Source organism: Pseudomonas sp. Marseille-Q5117 (genome assembly GCF_946901175.1).
GTDB classification, from domain to species: Bacteria; Pseudomonadota; Gammaproteobacteria; order Pseudomonadales; family Pseudomonadaceae; genus Aquipseudomonas; species Aquipseudomonas iranensis.
The window spans coordinates 364517-381406 of the sequence record NZ_CAMPPP010000003.1 but is presented as its reverse complement, the minus strand read 5'-3'; the positions used below and the strand labels follow the sequence as shown (position 1 = coordinate 381406).

The window sequence follows — 16890 nt, the reverse complement described above, 5'->3', positions numbered from 1 at the left end:
AAGTCTGTGAAACAGAACTCCCTGAAAGGATGGTTCAAGAGCGGCGCCCCGGGCGTCTGGATCAGCGGTGGCGCGGTGTCCATCGCGGTCATCATGACCATTGGCCTGTTGGCGGTGATTGCCGTGCGCGGTCTCGGTCACTTCTGGCCGGCGGACCTGATCCACGCCCATTACGACGTACCGGGCCAGGCCAATCACCTGGTGATCGGCGAAGTGGTGCAGAAAGAGGAAGTGCCGCGCGCACGTCTGAAGAGCGCCGGCCTGCCGGTACCGGACGAAGGTCCGGAATTCATGACCCGCGAGCTGATCAAGGTCGGCAACCGTGACCTGAACGGCAACGATTTCACCTGGATCGTCGGCGAGTGGCTGACCAAGCAGACCACACCGCCCGAGCTGATGGCGATCGAGCGTCGCGAGTGGGGCAACTTCTACGGCTACCTGGTCAACGTCAAACAGGATGGCAAGGTCATCGCCGAAGGCGAGGCCGCTTGGCCTGAGCTGCAAGCGCGCATCGATCGGGTGAACGATCTTGCTGCTCAACTGAAGACGCTGGAAAAAACCGACATCGGCGCGATCAACGCCGGTCTTGAACGCATCCGATTGCATGGGCGCAAACTCGAGCTGGAAGGCAAACTCGACGCCACCGCACAAGCGGACATGGAATCCGAGCGCGCCGAACTGGACGCGCGCTACAAGGACATCGAAGCACGTCTGTCTGATTTGCATGCACAGTTCAACCGCGACGCCTTGACCGCCCGTGACGCCAACGGCAAGGAAATCGAAATCGGTCTGGGCAAAGTCGTGCATGCCTACCAGCCAAACGGCATGAGCACCTTGACCAAGGTTGGTTTCTACTTCAGCAAGATCTGGGAATTCCTCTCCGACGACCCGCGTGAAGCGAACACCGAAGGCGGGATCTTCCCGGCGATCTTCGGCACCGTGATGATGACCCTGATCATGGCGATGATCGTGACCCCGTTCGGCGTGCTGGCAGCGGTGTACCTGCGCGAATACGCCAAGCAGAACACCCTGACCCGGATCATTCGCATTGCGGTGAACAACCTCGCTGGCGTACCGGCGATCGTTTACGGCGTGTTCGGTCTGGGCTTCTTCGTTTACGTGCTGGGTGGCTCGGTCGACCGCTTGTTCTTCCCTGAAGCTCTGCCGGCGCCGACGTTCGGTACGCCGGGCCTGCTCTGGGCTTCGCTGACCCTCGCGCTGCTGGCCGTGCCGGTGGTGATCGTGGCGACCGAAGAAGGTCTGGCGCGGATTCCCCGCACTGTGCGTGAAGGTTCGTTGGCTCTCGGCGCGACCAAAGCGGAGACGCTGTGGAAAATCGTTATCCCGATGGCCAGCCCGGCCATGATGACCGGGATGATCCTCGCCGTGGCCCGCGCCGCCGGTGAAGTGGCGCCGCTGATGCTGGTGGGTGTGGTGAAACTGGCGCCGTCGCTGCCGGTGGACGGCAACTACCCGTACCTGCACCTGGACCAGAAGATCATGCACCTGGGCTTCCACATCTATGACGTCGGCTTCCAGAGCCCCAACGTCGAAGCAGCCCGCCCGCTGGTGTACGCCACCGCGCTGCTGCTGGTGCTGGTGATCGCGACGCTGAACCTGTCGGCGGTGTATATCCGCAACCACCTGCGCGAAAAATACAAAGCACTGGACAGCTGATTTTGCAGCACTGATTTCCATGTGGGAGCGAGCCTGCTCGCGAAGGTATCACCGCGGTTTCATAGACAAACCGCAGCGCCTGAATCGCGAGCAGGCTCACTCCTACAAAAACCGAACCGAATTTGTTAGCACAGGGAGCCTCCCATGCAGCACGAAACACACAGCCACGGCATCAACATGTCTGCCCTGGGCCGCGACAAGCAGAGCCTGGACCTGGCGCAGGAAACCGTTGCCATCGAAGTACCGGGCCTGAGCCTGTACTACGGCGAGAAACAGGCCCTGTTCGACGTCAGCATGAACATCCCGAAACAGCGCGTGACCGCGTTCATCGGCCCGTCCGGCTGCGGTAAGTCGACGCTGCTGCGTACCTTCAACCGGATGAACGATCTGGTCGACGGCTGCCGCGTCGAGGGCGCGATCAATCTGTACGGCAACAACATCTATCGCAAGGGCGAAGATGTTGCCGAGCTGCGTCGTCGCGTCGGCATGGTGTTCCAGAAGCCCAACCCGTTCCCGAAGACCATCTACGAAAACGTGGTCTATGGCCTGCGCATCCAGGGCATTAACAAGAAGCGCATCCTCGACGAAGCCGTTGAGTGGGCGTTGAAAGGCGCGGCATTGTGGGACGAGGTCAAAGACCGTCTGCACGACTCGGCCCTCGGCCTGTCCGGTGGTCAGCAACAGCGTCTGGTGATCGCGCGCACCATCGCGGTCGAGCCGGAAGTGCTGCTGCTCGACGAACCGTGCTCGGCTCTGGACCCGATCTCGACGCTGAAAGTCGAAGAGCTGATCTACGAGCTGAAGTCCAAGTTCACCATCGTCATTGTTACCCACAACATGCAACAGGCGGCACGGGTGTCCGACTACACCGCGTTCATGTACATGGGCAAACTGGTGGAATTCGGCGACACCGATACCCTGTTCACCAATCCGGCGAAGAAGCAGACCGAAGACTACATCACCGGTCGCTATGGCTGATTGGGGCAGCCGCAAGCTTCAAGCTTCAAGCGGCAAGAAAGAATTGGTGCGATATCAGGACTTACACATAACTGCTTGAAGCTTGCAGCTTGAAGCTTGCAACTTTCGCGGAGCGAACAATGATTTCCAAAGAAGGCCTTACCCATCACATTTCCGCGCAGTTCAACGCTGAACTGGAGGAAGTGCGCAGCCACCTCCTTGCCATGGGCGGGCTGGTCGAGAAGCAGGTCAACGACGCGGTCACGGCGCTGATCGAGGCCGACTCAGGCCTGGCTCAGCAGGTGCGTGAGATCGATGACCAGATCAACCAGATGGAACGCAACATCGACGAAGAATGCCTGCGCATTCTCGCCCGTCGTCAGCCGGCAGCCTCCGACCTGCGTTTGATCATCAGCATTTCCAAGTCGGTGATCGACCTCGAGCGTATCGGCGACGAAGCCACCAAGATCGCCCGTCGTGCCATCCAGTTGTGCGAAGAAGGCGAAGCGCCGCGCGGTTACGTCGAGGTTCGTCACATTGGCGACCAGGTGCGCAACATGGTGCGCGATGCGCTGGACGCCTTCGCGCGTTTCGACGCCGATCTGGCCTTGTCGGTGGCGCAGTACGACAAGATCATCGACCGCGAATACAAAACCGCCCTGCGTGAGCTGGCCACCTACATGATGGAAGACCCGCGCTCTATCTCGCGGGTGCTGAGCATCATCTGGGTCCTGCGTTCGCTGGAGCGCATCGGCGATCATGCGCGCAACATCTCCGAACTGGTGATCTACCTGGTGCGCGGCACCGACGTGCGCCACATGGGCCTCAAGCGCATGAAAGAAGAAGTTGAAGGCACAAGCGCTGAAACCGCTAATGTTCCGGGCGAAGCTGACGATAAGTAAGATTGCCTGAGAGAAGCGCCCGGCCCTCTGGCCGGGCGTTTTTGTTTCTGCTTTTCAGAAGCGGATTCGTATCAAAAGCAGCACCCGCGAACGAAAAGTCCCGGCGTGACTGAAGAGTTTTGGCAATGTGCCATCAGCCAGCGTTATGCTTGCCGGGATTTTAATAGGGGTGTTGGATGAGCAAGATCAGTGTGTTGGTCGTGGACGATGCTTCGTTCATTCGTGACCTGGTGAAAAAGTGCCTGCGTAATTACTTCCCGGGGATCCGCACCGAGGACGCCATCAACGGCAAAAAGGCCCAGGCGATGCTGGCCAAAGAGGCTTTCGACCTGGTGCTGTGCGACTGGGAAATGCCGGAAATGTCCGGCCTCGAACTGCTGACCTGGTGCCGCGAGCAGGACAACCTCAAGACCATGCCGTTCGTCATGGTCACCAGCCGTGGTGACAAGGAAAACGTCGTGCAGGCGATTCAGGCCGGCGTATCCGGCTACGTCAGCAAGCCGTTCACCAACGAGCAGTTGCTGACCAAGGTCAAGCAGGCACTGAACAAGGTCGGCAAGCTCGACACCTTGATGAACAGCGCGCCGACCAAGATGAATTCGGCGTTCGGCAACGATTCCCTGAGCGCACTGACCGGCGGCAAGCCGGCCGTGGTCGGCGGCGCTGCGGCCAGGCCTGCCGCTGCCGCTGCTGCCCCCGCTCCAGCCGCTGCGCCGTCGCGCGGTTTGCTCAACAGCCCGCCAGTTCAGGCGCCCGGTGCATCCAAGGCGCCGGTGGGCGGTCGTGGTCAGGGCCAGTTGCGCCTGCCGAGCGGTACTCAGCAATGCGTGATCAAGGCCTTGAGCATCAAGGAAGCCCTGCTGGTAGTGAAGCGCACAGAAACCCTGCCGCAGATCCTCGACAGCGCCGTGCTCGATCTGGAGCAGGGTGACAACGCCGAGATCGCGCGCCTCAACGGTTACCTGCACGCCATCGTCGCCCACGAGCAGAAAGCCGACAGCGACTGGCTGCAACTGACCTTCCGCTTCGTCGACCAGGATGCGCAGAAGCTCGACTACATCTCGCGCCTGATCGCCCGTGGCACGGCGCAAAAGCACTTCGTACCCGGCGCGTAAGCTTCGTCGCCCGATAGGCCGCCTTCGCGAGCAGGCTCGCTCCCACCCTGGAACGCATTCCAAATGTGGGAGCGAGCCTGCTCGCGAAGGGGCCAGCCAAAACACCACTTGTCTCCCGTGCTCTGATCGTTCCCACGCGCAGCAAAGGAATGCCTCAACCGGACGCTCCGCGTCCTCTGTGCAGGGGACGCAGAGCGTCCCGGGCTGCATCCCCACGCAGAGCGTGGGGACGATCATTTGAAACATCTGTCGACTAGCCTGGTCTGTCTCAGCTGCTAGGCTGATTCCCAGGCCTTCCTTCGACAGACTTTTGCCCATGCTCGCGCGCCTGCTGTTTTTCTGCGGTCTCTGCCTTGCCTCCCAGCTGGCGATGGCCATGACCATTTACAAATCCACCGACGCCAACGGCGTGGTCTCGTACAGTGACCGCCCGAGCAAAGGCGCGAAGGTGTTCGTGTTTCAGGACCGCATGGTCGAGCGCCTCGACCGCCAGGTGTACTTGGACATCAAGAAGCAGAAGGGCGTCGACGTAGTGTTTGCGCGCAACGATCTGTACGCGCCGGTCGAGGTTGCCCTGGCCTTCATCGGCACGAGCAATGTGCGTGGCGCGCCCGCGCGGGCGATCCGTCGTGTGCTGCCACCGCGCAGCAACACGCGGCTGGCGCTGCTGACCGCGATCAGTCGTGACCAGCCGCTGGTGTATTCGCCGCAGTTCCAGTATTCACTGGGCGACCCCGCAGGCACCGCACAGAGCTATCGCTATCCGCTGCCCTGGCGTGGCGGGCCGTTTCGCCTGAGCCAGGGCGCCAACGGCCAGTACAGCCACTACGGGCCGAAAACCGCTACGCCATGGACATCGCCATGCCGGTGGGCACGCCGATCATCGCCGCGCGAGCGGGAGTGGTAGTCAAGACCGAGAACTCCCAGAGCGGGCGCGGCACCGATGCCTCCGGCAATTTCGTCCGGGTGCTGCACGACGACGGCACCATGGGCGTGTACCTGCATTTGAAACAGGGTTCGGTGAGCGTGCGCGAAGGACAACGGGTGAAGGTCGGCAGCCCGCTGGCGCTGTCGGGCAACACCGGCAACAGCAGCGGCCCGCACCTGCACTTCGTGGTGCAGCGCAATACCGGCGAAGGGCTGGTGTCGATTCCCTATCAGTTCAACCAGCCGCTGGGGGCGTTGCCCAACTTTGCGTTGGGCAAGCAGTAGGCGCGATAGGGTGTTGAGGGTTTTTGTGGCGAGGGGATTTATCCCCGTTGGGCCGCGAAGCGGCCCCAAATATTGCAACTCTGTACTAACTGACTGCATTCAATGGTTTTGGGACGGCTGCGCCGTCCAACGGGGATAAATCCCCTCGCCACAAGAGCCCCCCAAACTCCCATCAATCCAGCATCAACACCTTGGCCAGGACAATCTTCGGCCCTTTCATCTTCTTGATGATGATGCGCAGGCCTTCGACTTCCAGCACTTCTTCCTCTTCCGGCACCCGTTTCAGGGTTTCGTAAATCAGCCCGGCGAGGGTTTCCGCTTCGATGTGATCGAGATCGATGCCCAGCAGACGTTCAACCTTGAACAACGGCGTATCGCCACGCACCAGCAATTTGCCCGGTTGATAGGCGAGGATGCCGCGCTCTGCCTTGCGGTGTTCGTCCTGAATGTCGCCGACCAGCACTTCCAGCACGTCTTCCATGGTCAGGTAGCCGATGATGTTGCCGTCAGCCTCCTCGACCACGGCGAAGTGCGAGCCGCCCTTGCGGAACTGCTCCAGCAGTTGCGACAGCGGCATGTGCCGCGATACGCGCTCCAGCGGGCGGGTCAGCTCGGCCAGGTTGAACGACTCGGGAATGTGGTCCAGCGCCGCCAGTTCCAGTAGCAGATCCTTGATGTGCAGCAGGCCGACGAACTCCTGGCGCTCGCTGTCGTACACCGGATAACGGCTGAACTTGTGGCGACGGAACATCGCCAGGATTTCTTTCAGCGGCGCGTTGAATTCCAGAGTGATCAGGTCTTCGCGGGAATTGGCCCAGTCGACCACTTCCAGCTCGCCCATTTCCACGGCCGAGGCCAATACGCGCATGCCCTGATCGCTCGGATCCTGGCCCCGGCTGGAGTGCAGGATCAGTTTCAGTTCTTCGCGGCTGTAATGGTGTTCATGGTGCGGGCCGGGTTCACCTTGCCCGGCGATACGCAGAATCGCGTTGGCGCTGGCGTTGAGCAGGTAGATCGCCGGGTACATCGCCCAGTAGAACAGGTACAGCGGCACCGCCGTCCACAGCGACAGCAGCTCGGGTTTGCGGATCGCCCACGACTTGGGCGCCAGCTCGCCGACCACGATGTGCAGGTACGAAATGATGAAGAACGCGGTGAAGAACGACACGCCTTTGATGATCTCGGGCGATTCGACGCCGACCGCGCTCAGCAGCGGTTCGAGAATATGCGCGAACGCCGGCTCACCGACCCAGCCCAGGCCAAGGGAGGCGAGGGTGATGCCGAGCTGACACGCCGACAGGTAGGCATCGAGCTGACTGTGCACGGTGCGCAGGATGTGTCCGCGCCAGCCGTGTTGTTCAGCGATGGCCTCGACCCGGGTCGAGCGCAATTTGACCATGGCGAATTCCGCTGCAACGAAAAAACCGTTGAGCAAAACCAGGATCAGAGCAAAAAGAATCATGCCGAAGTCGGCAAAAATGGTCGCGAGGGACAAGCCAGGGGAAGGGTCCATGATGGAGTTTTGCGGGTTCCGTGTGATTCGAAAGTAGGGAGAAACAGCGCCTGAAAGGCAGGCACAAGTCAGCCAATGTAGCGGCTGACCGTGCGATTGCCTAGTGGCGTGTGCCGGGCGGCATCACTCGGTGGCGCTGATCGCCCGTGCGCTGGCCACTTGGGCCGGGGCGAAATGGCAGGTGAACGTGCTGCCGTGGCCGGGCACGCTGCTGATCTCCATGCGAGCGCGGTGGCGCAGCAGCACGTGCTTGACGATGGCCAGACCGAGGCCGGTGCCGCCGGTGTTGGAGTTGCGGCTGGAATCGACGCGGTAGAAACGTTCAGTCAGGCGCGGCAAGTGTTTGCTGTCGATGCCGATGCCGGAATCCTGCACGCTCAGGTGCGCGCCCTGATCGTCGCCCCACCAGCGAATGCGGATGTTGCCCTCGGCCGGGGTGTACTTGACCGCGTTGAACACCAGATTGGAGAACGCGCTGCGCAGCTCGGCCTCGCTGCCCTTGAGCAGCACTCCGGCATTGGCCTCAAGGCTGATGCGCTGGTTCTTCGCCCCGGACAACTGCTGCGCATCGCTGGTGATCGATTGCAGCAGTGTGTCGATCTGCACTGGCTGGTTGTCCGACGGATAGTCGGTGGCTTCCAGTTTTGCCAGCAGCAACAGGTCGTTGAGCAGCGTCTGCATGCGCCCGCCCTGTTGCTGCATCTGTTGCAGGGCTCGGCTCCAGCGCGGGTTCACTTCCTCGACATTGTCGAGCAGGGTTTCCAGATAGCCGCAGATCACCGTCAGCGGTGTACGCAGCTCGTGTGAGACGTTGGCGATGAAGTCCTTGCGCATTTGTTCCAGCTGATGAATGCGCGTCACGTCGCGGACCAGCATCAGGTGTTCATTGTTGCCGTAGCGGGTCAGGTACAGCTGAATGCGCACGCGATCGTTGGTCGGCGAAGGGATTTCCAATGGCTCGGCGAAGCTGTCCTGCTCGAAGTATTCCTTGAAGCGCGGATGGCGCACCAGGTTGGTCACCGGTTGGCCGCTGTCCTGCGGAGTCTTCAGGCCGAGCAGGGTTTCGGCGGCACGGTTCCACCATTCGAGGTTGCCGTCGCTGTCGAGCATGATGACCGCGTCTTTCAGCGCGGCGGTGGATTCCTGCACCCGGTCGATCACCGCTTGCAGACGTCCGCGCACCCGTTGGTCGCGGCGTTGCAGGTGATAGATGCTGTCGAACACCTCGCCCCACAGACCATAGCCATCGGGCGGTGCTTCGTCGGGTTGATGCTGGCGCAGCCATTCGTGCAGACGCAGCAGTTGCTTGAGCGTCCAGGCCAGATAAAGCCCCAGACCCGCCGCGAGGCTCCAGCCGTAATAGCCGGTGATCAGGCCGATCACCAGGCAGGCGGTGACCAGCAACAGCATGTGGCGAATCAGGGTGCCATGCCAGTTTTGATTCACAGTCGATACGGTCCTTGTCAGCGAGTCTGGCGGGCGGATCAGGCCTTTGTAGAGAACCGATAACCGGTGCCGCGCACGGTTTGTACCAGATTTTCGTAAGCGTCGCCGAGGGCCTTGCGCAGGCGGCGGATGTGCACGTCGACGGTGCGTTCTTCGACATAGACGTTGCCGCCCCAGACCTGGTCGAGCAACTGGCCACGGGTGTAGGCGCGTTCCTGATGGGTCATGAAGAATTGCAGCAGGCGGTATTCGGTCGGGCCCATCTCGGCGGGTTTGCCGTCGATGGTCACGCGATGGCTGATCGGGTCGAGCAGCAGGCCGCCGACTTCGATCGGCGCTTCGCCATCGGTCGGTCCGGCGCGGCGCAGCACAGCCTTGAGGCGGGCGACCAGTTCACGCGGCGAAAACGGTTTGGTGATGTAGTCGTCGGCGCCGACTTCCAGGCCCTGGATCTTGTTATCCTCCTCGCCCTTGGCGGTGAGCATGATGATCGGGATGTCCCCGGTCAGCTCGTCACGCTTGAGGCGCCGGGCCAGTTCGATGCCCGAGGTGCCGGGCAGCATCCAGTCGAGCAGGATCAGGTCCGGTTTGCGGTCGACAATGATGGCGTGAGCCTGCTGCGAGTTCTCTGCCTCGAGGCAGTCATAGCCGGCCATTTCCAACGCCACGGCGATCATTTCGCGAATGGGCGCTTCGTCGTCGACGATCAGAATGCTCCTGCCAACCATGCCTTAATCCTCTTGTCATTTAACTGTCTTGCGCCGCATTAGATAACGGAATTATTGCAGTCGTGTGACAGTATTTCAGGCCGGCAACATTTGCACCTATCCTCGACTAAGCTCTAAGTCCGAATCCTGACAACCACAAAAGAAGGTTTCCATGACTCAGATGACTGCTTCGTTCAAAGCCCTGCTGCTGGCCGCCGCCCTGACATTGCCGGGGCTGGCCATGGCGGCCGATCCGGCGATGGAAAAGGACGGCATGTACACCGACCACAAGGGCATGACCCTTTACACCTTTGCCAAGGACTCCGCTGGCAAGTCCGCGTGCAATGACAAGTGCGCGGCAAACTGGCCGCCGCTAATGGCGACAGCGAATGACAAGTCGATGGGGGACTGGACGGTAATCACTCGTGATGATGGCAGCAAGCAATGGGCCTACCAGGGCATGCCGCTGTACACCTTTGTGATGGACAAGAAGGCCGGCGACATGACCGGCGACGGCAAAATGGACGGCGCGTGGAAAGTCGCCAAGGCCAAATAGACGCAACCCAGACCCTGTGGGAGCGAGCCTGCTCGCGAAAACGATGTGTCAGTTATCGCAGAGGTGACTGACATGACGCCTTCGCGAGCGGGCTCGCTCCCACAGGTGTCATGCATCAGCGCAGCGCGTAATCCAGCACGATCCCGACAAATATCGCCAACCCAGCCCAGTGGTTGTGCAGGAACGCTTTGAAGCAGCGCATGCGATCGCGATCACGGGTGTACCAGAACTCCCACGCATAACACCCGGCAGCCACCAGCAAGCCGAGGTGGAACCAGATCCCCAGCTCGAACTTCGACCCGGCCAGAATCAGGCAGCCCAATGACAGCGCCTGCAAGCTGAGGATGATCATCCGATCTGCCTCGCCAAACAGAATCGCCGTGGATTTCACGCCGATCTTCAGGTCGTCATCGCGATCGGTCATTGCGTAATAAGTGTCATAACCCACCGTCCACAGCAGATTGGCGATCCACAGCAACCACGCCGCCGCCGGTAATTCTCCGGTCTCGGCGGTAAAGGCCATTGGCATGCCCCAGGAAAACGCCGCCCCCAGCACCACTTGCGGGTAGTAGGTGTAGCGCTTCATGAACGGATACGTGAATGCCAGCGCCAGACCGCCCAGCGACAGCCAGATCGTCGGTGCGTTGGTGCACAGCACCAGCAGAAAACTGATGCCCATCAGCACTGCAAAGAACATCAGCGCTTCCTTCGAGCTGATGCGGCCAGCAGCGAGCGGCCGTTGCGCGGTGCGTTTGACGTGGCCGTCGACCTTGCGGTCAGCCCAGTCGTTGATCACGCAACCACCGGCGCGGGTCAGCACTACGCCAAGAACAAAAATCACCACGTTGGCCAGCGACGGCGAACCCTTGCCGGCAATCCACAGCGCCCACAGCGTTGGCCACAGCAGCAGGTAAATGCCAATCGGCTTGTCCATGCGCGTCAACTGAACGAAATCCCAGGCGCGCGGGTTCAGACGGTTGAGGGACTTGAGCAGGCTCTGATACATCAGCAGTTCTCCGGATGGGCGCGGGCGGCGTCCCACAGGCTCGGCAGAAAGATTTCCGCGACCAGCACGCTCAGCGCGCCACGGTCGAAACGCGAACGCCGGCCCCACAGCTCAGGGGCTTGCACCGCTGGCGGCAACCATTGTTCAGGGTAGCGGCAGACTTCAATCGCGCGGCGCTGGAACGCCCGATCGCAAAACAGCAATTCGCCCAGCGAGCGGCTGCCCAGTTCATCCATGTGCAAACCATCACCTTGCAGGGCCGCCCGTGAGGCAACGCTGCGGGCAAACACCCAGGCCTCGCCGTGGCCGCGCAAATACACCTCGCGCACCCAGCCTTCGCTGCCCTCGGCCAGATCCAGTGCCGCGCATTCATCAGCGCGCAAGATGTCCCAGCCTTCGAACAGCGGCGACACGCTGAAGCCGTCCTCGGACAAACGGGTCAAACGGCGGGTCAGCGAGCCTTCGTCGAACAACCAGTCGAGGGTCAACGGATCGGGGCGGGGCGTCAGGCGTTGCTGGGTCAGCCAGAGCGGGGCGGGGCAGGCATTTGAATGTTGCACAATGAGTCATTATTGGCCGCAAATGAGGCGGCGAGCTTACCATGGCGGGCGACAGGATTGAGCGGCGCCGGCCGCCGTTGCGCCGAACAGGCTTGCATCTGCGCGGCACCCTCAGTACAAAACGCCCTGAGCCGGATGGCAACGCAGCACCCATCGACCGTCCGCGCCGGCACTACGCCTGAACCCTGAGGAAGTACCTGAATGAAGAAGTGGCAATGTATCGTCTGTGGCCTGATCTATAACGAAGCCGATGGTTGGCCGGATGACGGCATCGCGCCGGGCACCCGCTGGGAAGACGTACCGGCAGACTGGCTGTGCCCCGACTGCGGCGTCGGCAAAATGGACTTCGAAATGATCGAAATCAACTGAGCAAATCAGAGGAGTAAGGCATGAGCGCACCAGTCGTCATCATCGGCACCGGGCTTGCGGGCTACAACCTGGCCCGCGAGTTTCGCAAGCTCGACAGCGAAACCCCGCTGCTGCTGATCACCGCCGATGACGGCCGCTCTTACTCCAAGCCGATGCTCTCCACCGGTTTCGGCAAGAACAAGGATGCCGACGGCCTGAGCATGGCTGAACCCGGCGCCATGGCCGAGCAGTTGAAGGCCGAAGTGCGCACCCACACGCGCATCAGCGGTATCGACGCCGGCCACAAACGCTTGTGGATCGGTGAAGAAGCCGTGCCCTATCGCGACCTGATTCTGGCCTGGGGCGCGGAAACCGTGCGCGTGCCGATCGAAGGCGACGGCGCGGAACTGGTGTTCCCGATCAACGATCTCGAAGACTACGCGCGCTTCCGTGCCGCAGCGGCGGGCAAGCGTCGGGTTTTGTTGCTCGGCGCCGGGTTGATCGGCTGCGAATTCGCCAATGACCTGATTCTCGGTGGCTACGAAGTGCAACTGGTCGCGCCGTGCGAACAGGTCATGCCGATGCTCTTGCATCCCGCCGCTGCGGCGGCCGTGCAGGCCGGGCTGGAAAGTATCGGGGCGAAGTTTCACCTCGGCCCGGTGCTGACCCGGCTGGAGAAAGTCGCCGATGGCCTCGAAGCGCACCTGTCCGACGGCCAGATCATCCCGTGCGATGTGGTGGTCTCGGCGATCGGCCTGCGCCCGCGCATCGATCTGGCGGCGGCTGCCGGCGTGCAGGTCAATCGCGGCGTGATGGTCGATCGTTACCTGAAGACCTCTCACGCCAACATCTACGCCTTGGGCGACTGCGCCGAAGTCGACGGGCTCAATCTGCTCTACGTGATGCCGCTGATGAGTTGCGCGCGCGCGTTGGCGCAAACCCTCGCAGGAAACCCGACCGCGGTCAGCTACGGGCCGATGCCGATCACCGTGAAAACCCCGGTGTGCCCGCTAGTGGTGTCGCCGCCGCCACGGGGCAGCGAAGGCATTTGGAGCGTCGAAGGGCAGGGCGCCGACATCAAAGCGCTGTGCCACAGTGCCGACGGTCAGTTGCTCGGTTACGCCCTGACCGGCGGGGCGGTCATGGAAAAACTGGCCCTGAACAAACAGCTGCCGCCGCTGCTGGCGTAAATGCCGGTCGTTCTGTCGCAAACACCGCTCTTTTGCCCCGACAAAGGTCTTGGGGAGACTGGCGCCGCCGTTGGCGGCGTGCCATTCTCACTCCCGTCTGCCGCAGAGTAGAGCCTGCGGCGCCTTGGGCGCTGTTCCAGCGAGAACAGCACGGACATAACAACAAAAAACCGTCAAAGGGGCTTCACTAATGCGTAAACCAGAACTCGCCGCTGCAATCGCCGAAAAGGCCGACCTGACTAAAGAACAGGCCAACCGCGTCCTCAATGCCGTCCTCGAAGAAATCACCGGCGCCCTGCACCGCAAGGACAGCGTGACGCTGGTCGGCTTCGGCACCTTCCTGCAGCGCCACCGCGGCGCCCGCACCGGCAAAAACCCGCAGACCGGCGAGCCGGTCAAGATCAAGGCCAGCAACACCGTTGCGTTCAAGCCAGGCAAATCGTTGAAAGACAGCGTCAATCCTTGATGGCGGCGTGCTCCCCTGAATGACGGGGAGAACCGCAAATGAGAAATGGGCACACCGATTGCGGTCGGGTGCCCATTTTTTGTGGCTGTCTGTTGGCTTACTGGCGTCGGAAGCAGGCCTTGCCGTTGCCGAAATCCACGGCCAGGCAGTTTGGCTCGATCACCAGTTGCAGGTCCTGGAACAGTCCGCCCAGATCGCTGTTGGAGGCAGGCTTGGTTTTGCTTTCCAGCACTACTGTCTGGTTCTCGACTTTCCAGGTGCCTTTGGCAAAGCCATCGGCGCTGCCATACGCCACACCGGCATCAAAGGTGCCGTCCTTTCGCAACAGCAACTCGGCGCCCATTTCCATTGCGCCGGTCAGGTAGTAATGGCCGTCCAATGGTGGGGTTTCCGCTGACGCGTGGGTGATGGGCAGCCACATGAGCGCGGCGAAAAACAGTGGTTTCAGTTCCATGAAGTAAAGCTCCAGACCTGCGTTTCAAGGGGATTTGCTTGGGCTCGGATCTTAACCAAGCCTGCAGGATATGAATTATGTAAGAAGTATCCCTGAGTTTTGTCAGAGTATTTTCTGGCATGAGGTGAAAGCATTGCCGGGGAAAAATACATCAATAACTATCGAGTTCGCTGTGGAGCGGCGTATATGTTGAACATACAAGTTTCAATTATGTGAAATGCCATCATTTTGCTAGCATTTTTTTCGTTGCTCGTTGTCGTCTGCGAAAGGTTAAAAGATGCCGGTCTTTATTCAGAAGTGTCCTACTTCTATTTTTTTCCGGATTTGTCATGCTGCACGCCGCTCAAGGACATGAGCGTCCGGTAAACTCGCCCGTCTGCAACGGGAGGCTCTGGATCAATGGTTTCGCAGGACCATGGTGAATGCGCTGTATATCAATCAGCCTCAGGGAAACCCCTGCGACATATAGGGCGATCTCCTACAGACCTCAACGAACAGTTCGTCTTGTTGTTTAATCAGATGCTTGCTAGTGGCCATCATAGTGATTACGATGCGCCCACTTGAAAGAGCACATCTCAATTGGATGAGTCGCTGAACTGCTCTTCGATACTGTCCCGCGTTGCTGAAACTCCAGTCGCGCGCATGACTGTAATCCTTAATAAAGGCCATGGATGTCCTACTCAAGCAAACTTTCCGCCCATTACCTCGAACTCGCAAAAGTCTCTGTTTCCAAAGAGAATTTCGCGGGCGAGGACGTTCGTTTCTCGAGCGAATTCGAGGCGCTGGAAAGTGAGCTGGCCAAGGCTTCGTCGATGCACGAAAGCGGGCAGATCGACTGGCTGAAAATCCGCGAAAACAGCGAAAATCTGCTGCGTACCCAATCCAAGGATCTGCGTGTCGGCGCCTGGCTGACCTGGTCGCTGTACCAGCGCGAATCCTTCCCCGGGCTGCTCGCCGGCCTCGGTCTGCTGCACCATCTGTCGGAAAACAACTGGGCCGACGTCCACCCGCTCAAACCCCGCACTCGTGCCGCCGCGATCGGCTGGCTGGTGCCGCGTCTCGAGCAGGTCATCACCGAAAACATTGCGATCAAAGAGCAGTTGCCGATGTTCCGGCAGCTCTCCGAGCACCTGGCCGGCCTTGAGGCCGCGTGCACTGAGCATCTGGGCGATGACGCGCCGCTGCTGCTGCCGATCTCCCGCCGCCTGAAAACCATGATTCAGCGCGCCGCCGACAACCAGCCGGCGCCCGGCGTGGTGGGCGCGGCGGTGGCGCAGGTCAAGCAGGCCGCGACCCAACTGCTCACCCCTGGCGCGCCGATCGACAACGAGCGGGATGCGCACAAAGCCCTGCGCGCCCAGCAGGACAGCGCCCGGCCATTGTGTGCCTGGTGGCTGAAACAGAAAGCCACCGACCTGCGTGCCCTGCGCCTCAATCGCACGCTGCTGTGGATGACCATCGACGCGGTGCCCGAGCGCAACGCCGAGCAGATCACCGTGCTGCGCGGTCTGCCGCTGGAAAAGCTCAAGCTCTATCAGGACCGTTTCGATCAGGGCAAATACGCCGACCTGCTGGTGGAACTGGAGGCGAGCCTGGCGAAGGCGCCGTTCTGGTTCGATGGCCAGAGGATGGTCTGGGAATGTCTCCAGAACCTCAACGCCGAGCTGGCCATGCGCGAAGTGGAAATCCACTTCGCGCTTTTGATTCAGCGCCTGCCGGGCATCATCGAGTTGCGCTTCCATGACGGCGCGCCGTTTGCCGATCCGTCCACCCGGGCGTGGATCGCCGCCAATGTCATGCCGCACCTGCAAAGCGCCAGCGCGCCGCGCAAGGTCGAAAGCGAGAACGTCGAAACCCAGCCGGCCTGGGAAAAAGCCCTCGAGGAAGTTCAACCGATCCTGCGCAAGGAAGGCTTGAAGCCGGCCGTGCAGATTCTCAAGCAGGGCCTGCAATCGGCCCACGGTGGCCGCGAACGCTTCTTCTGGCAGTTCACCCTCGCGCGGCTGTGTTTCCTGGCCAAGAAATACGAACTGGCCAAGAACCAGCTCGAAACCCTCGATCAGACATTACAGGACTCAGGCCTGCACGCCTGGGAGCCCGATCTTGCATTGCAAGTGCTGCACCTGCTGCACAGTTGCTGCGAGTTGTTGCCGCAGAACCACGCCGTACGTGAAAGCAAGGAAGAGATTTATCGCAGGCTGTGCCACCTCGACCTCGAAGTGGTACTCGAATAGGCCCCAGGGCCACAACCGCAAGGAGAAAAGCCATGGCCAAAGAAGGCTCGGTAGCCCCCAAGGAACGCATCAACGTCACCTTCAAACCCGCCACCGGCGGAGCTCAGGAAGAGATTGAACTGCCGCTGAAGCTGCTGGCAATCGGTGACTACACCCACCGCAAGGACGATCGCAAAATCGAAGATCGCAAGCCGATCAGCATCGACAAGATGACCTTCGACGAAGTGTTGGCCAAGCAAGAGCTGGGTCTGACGCTGAGCGTGCCGAACCGTCTGCAGGAAGATGGCGAGGCCGACGAGCTGGCTGTGCAACTGCGCGTCAATTCGATGAAGGACTTCAACCCGGCCAGCCTGGTCGAGCAAGTGCCTGAGCTGAAAAAACTGATGGAACTGCGCGATGCGCTGGTGGCCCTCAAAGGCCCGCTGGGTAACGCACCTGCGTTCCGTAAAGCGATCGAAGGCGTGCTCGCCGACGACGAATCCCGCGGTCGCGTACTCGGTGAGCTGGGCCTGAACGCCGCAGCCCCGGACGCCTGAGACTCCAGCCA

Annotated in this window: 16 protein-coding genes and 1 pseudogene; 11 read left to right on the top strand and 6 right to left on the bottom strand. The window is 60.9% G+C overall.

What is annotated here, in order from left to right; genetic code table 11:
- Positions 1–6: 6 nt before the first annotated feature.
- The 5 genes and pseudogenes from pstA (at position 7) to OC605_RS07630 (ending at position 5863) form a co-directional block, all read left to right on the top strand.
- A complete protein-coding gene (pstA, locus tag OC605_RS07650; RefSeq protein ID WP_207807584.1) occupies positions 7–1677 on the top strand; it encodes a phosphate ABC transporter permease PstA in 1671 nt (556 codons plus the stop codon).
- Positions 1678–1821: 144 nt separating this feature from the next.
- Positions 1822–2655: a phosphate ABC transporter ATP-binding protein PstB gene (gene pstB, locus OC605_RS07645; RefSeq protein WP_016772482.1), complete on the top strand. Its 834-nt coding sequence runs from the start codon at positions 1822–1824 to the stop codon at positions 2653–2655.
- A gap of 119 nt (positions 2656–2774) precedes the next feature.
- On the top strand, positions 2775–3536 hold the full coding sequence (phoU, locus tag OC605_RS07640; RefSeq protein ID WP_016772483.1) for a phosphate signaling complex protein PhoU: 762 nt from the start codon (positions 2775–2777) through the stop codon (positions 3534–3536).
- A 176-nt stretch (positions 3537–3712) separates the two neighbouring features.
- Positions 3713–4651 (top strand): response regulator, encoded by a 939-nt coding sequence (locus OC605_RS07635; protein ID WP_039757306.1) that lies wholly within the window; start codon positions 3713–3715, stop codon positions 4649–4651.
- A gap of 316 nt (positions 4652–4967) precedes the next feature.
- Positions 4968–5863: pseudogene (locus tag OC605_RS07630) on the top strand (peptidoglycan DD-metalloendopeptidase family protein).
- Positions 5864–6035: 172 nt separating this feature from the next.
- On the opposite strand, the gene OC605_RS07625 reads toward OC605_RS07630, so the two are convergent.
- From OC605_RS07625 to phoB, 3 genes are all read right to left on the bottom strand, one after another.
- Positions 6036–7376 (bottom strand): hemolysin family protein, encoded by a 1341-nt coding sequence (locus tag OC605_RS07625; protein WP_262136618.1) that lies wholly within the window; start codon positions 7374–7376, stop codon positions 6036–6038.
- Positions 7377–7499: 123 nt separating this feature from the next.
- On the bottom strand, positions 7500–8786 hold the full coding sequence (gene phoR / locus OC605_RS07620; RefSeq protein ID WP_221264854.1) for a phosphate regulon sensor histidine kinase PhoR: 1287 nt from the start codon (positions 8784–8786) through the stop codon (positions 7500–7502).
- A gap of 74 nt (positions 8787–8860) precedes the next feature.
- On the bottom strand, positions 8861–9550 hold the full coding sequence (phoB, locus tag OC605_RS07615; protein ID WP_007896474.1) for a phosphate regulon transcriptional regulator PhoB: 690 nt from the start codon (positions 9548–9550) through the stop codon (positions 8861–8863).
- 151 nt (positions 9551–9701) lie between these two features.
- Between phoB and OC605_RS07610 the strand changes: the two genes are divergently transcribed.
- Positions 9702–10085: a hypothetical protein gene (locus tag OC605_RS07610; protein WP_073470882.1), complete on the top strand. Its 384-nt coding sequence runs from the start codon at positions 9702–9704 to the stop codon at positions 10083–10085.
- A 115-nt stretch (positions 10086–10200) separates the two neighbouring features.
- On the opposite strand, the gene ubiA is transcribed toward OC605_RS07610, so the two are convergent.
- Together ubiA and OC605_RS07600 are read right to left on the bottom strand one after the other, a co-directional pair.
- Complete coding sequence (ubiA, locus tag OC605_RS07605) at positions 10201–11091, bottom strand: 4-hydroxybenzoate octaprenyltransferase (RefSeq protein ID WP_262136617.1); 891 nt, start codon at positions 11089–11091, stop codon at positions 10201–10203.
- Positions 11091–11651 carry a chorismate--pyruvate lyase family protein gene (locus tag OC605_RS07600; protein ID WP_186568784.1) on the bottom strand — a complete coding sequence of 187 codons (561 nt, stop codon included), beginning with the start codon at positions 11649–11651 and terminating at the stop codon, positions 11091–11093. Before OC605_RS07600 ends, ubiA begins: the two co-directional genes overlap by 1 nt.
- 201 nt (positions 11652–11852) lie before the next feature.
- On the opposite strand from OC605_RS07600, the gene OC605_RS07595 reads away from it, so the two are divergent.
- The 3 genes from OC605_RS07595 (at position 11853) to OC605_RS07585 (ending at position 13655) form a co-directional block, all read left to right on the top strand.
- On the top strand, positions 11853–12020 hold the full coding sequence (locus OC605_RS07595) for a rubredoxin (protein ID WP_003177199.1): 168 nt from the start codon (positions 11853–11855) through the stop codon (positions 12018–12020).
- A gap of 20 nt (positions 12021–12040) precedes the next feature.
- Positions 12041–13189 carry an NAD(P)/FAD-dependent oxidoreductase gene (locus tag OC605_RS07590; RefSeq protein WP_262136616.1) on the top strand — a complete coding sequence of 383 codons (1149 nt, stop codon included), beginning with the start codon at positions 12041–12043 and terminating at the stop codon, positions 13187–13189.
- Positions 13190–13379: 190 nt separating this feature from the next.
- Entirely contained in the window at positions 13380–13655 is a 276-nt protein-coding gene (locus OC605_RS07585; RefSeq protein ID WP_003213368.1) for an HU family DNA-binding protein, read from the top strand.
- A gap of 97 nt (positions 13656–13752) precedes the next feature.
- On the opposite strand, the gene OC605_RS07580 is transcribed toward OC605_RS07585, so the two are convergent.
- Entirely contained in the window at positions 13753–14109 is a 357-nt protein-coding gene (locus OC605_RS07580) for a hypothetical protein (RefSeq protein ID WP_262136615.1), read from the bottom strand.
- A 671-nt stretch (positions 14110–14780) separates the two neighbouring features.
- Between OC605_RS07580 and tssA the strand changes: the two genes are divergently transcribed.
- Complete coding sequence (gene tssA / locus OC605_RS07575) at positions 14781–16343, top strand: type VI secretion system protein TssA (RefSeq protein WP_056790892.1); 1563 nt, start codon at positions 14781–14783, stop codon at positions 16341–16343.
- Between the two features lie 32 nt (positions 16344–16375).
- Positions 16376–16879, top strand: coding sequence for a type VI secretion system contractile sheath small subunit (tssB, locus tag OC605_RS07570; protein WP_003229587.1), 504 nt, complete (start codon positions 16376–16378; stop codon positions 16877–16879).
- The last annotated feature ends 11 nt before the right edge of the window (positions 16880–16890 follow it).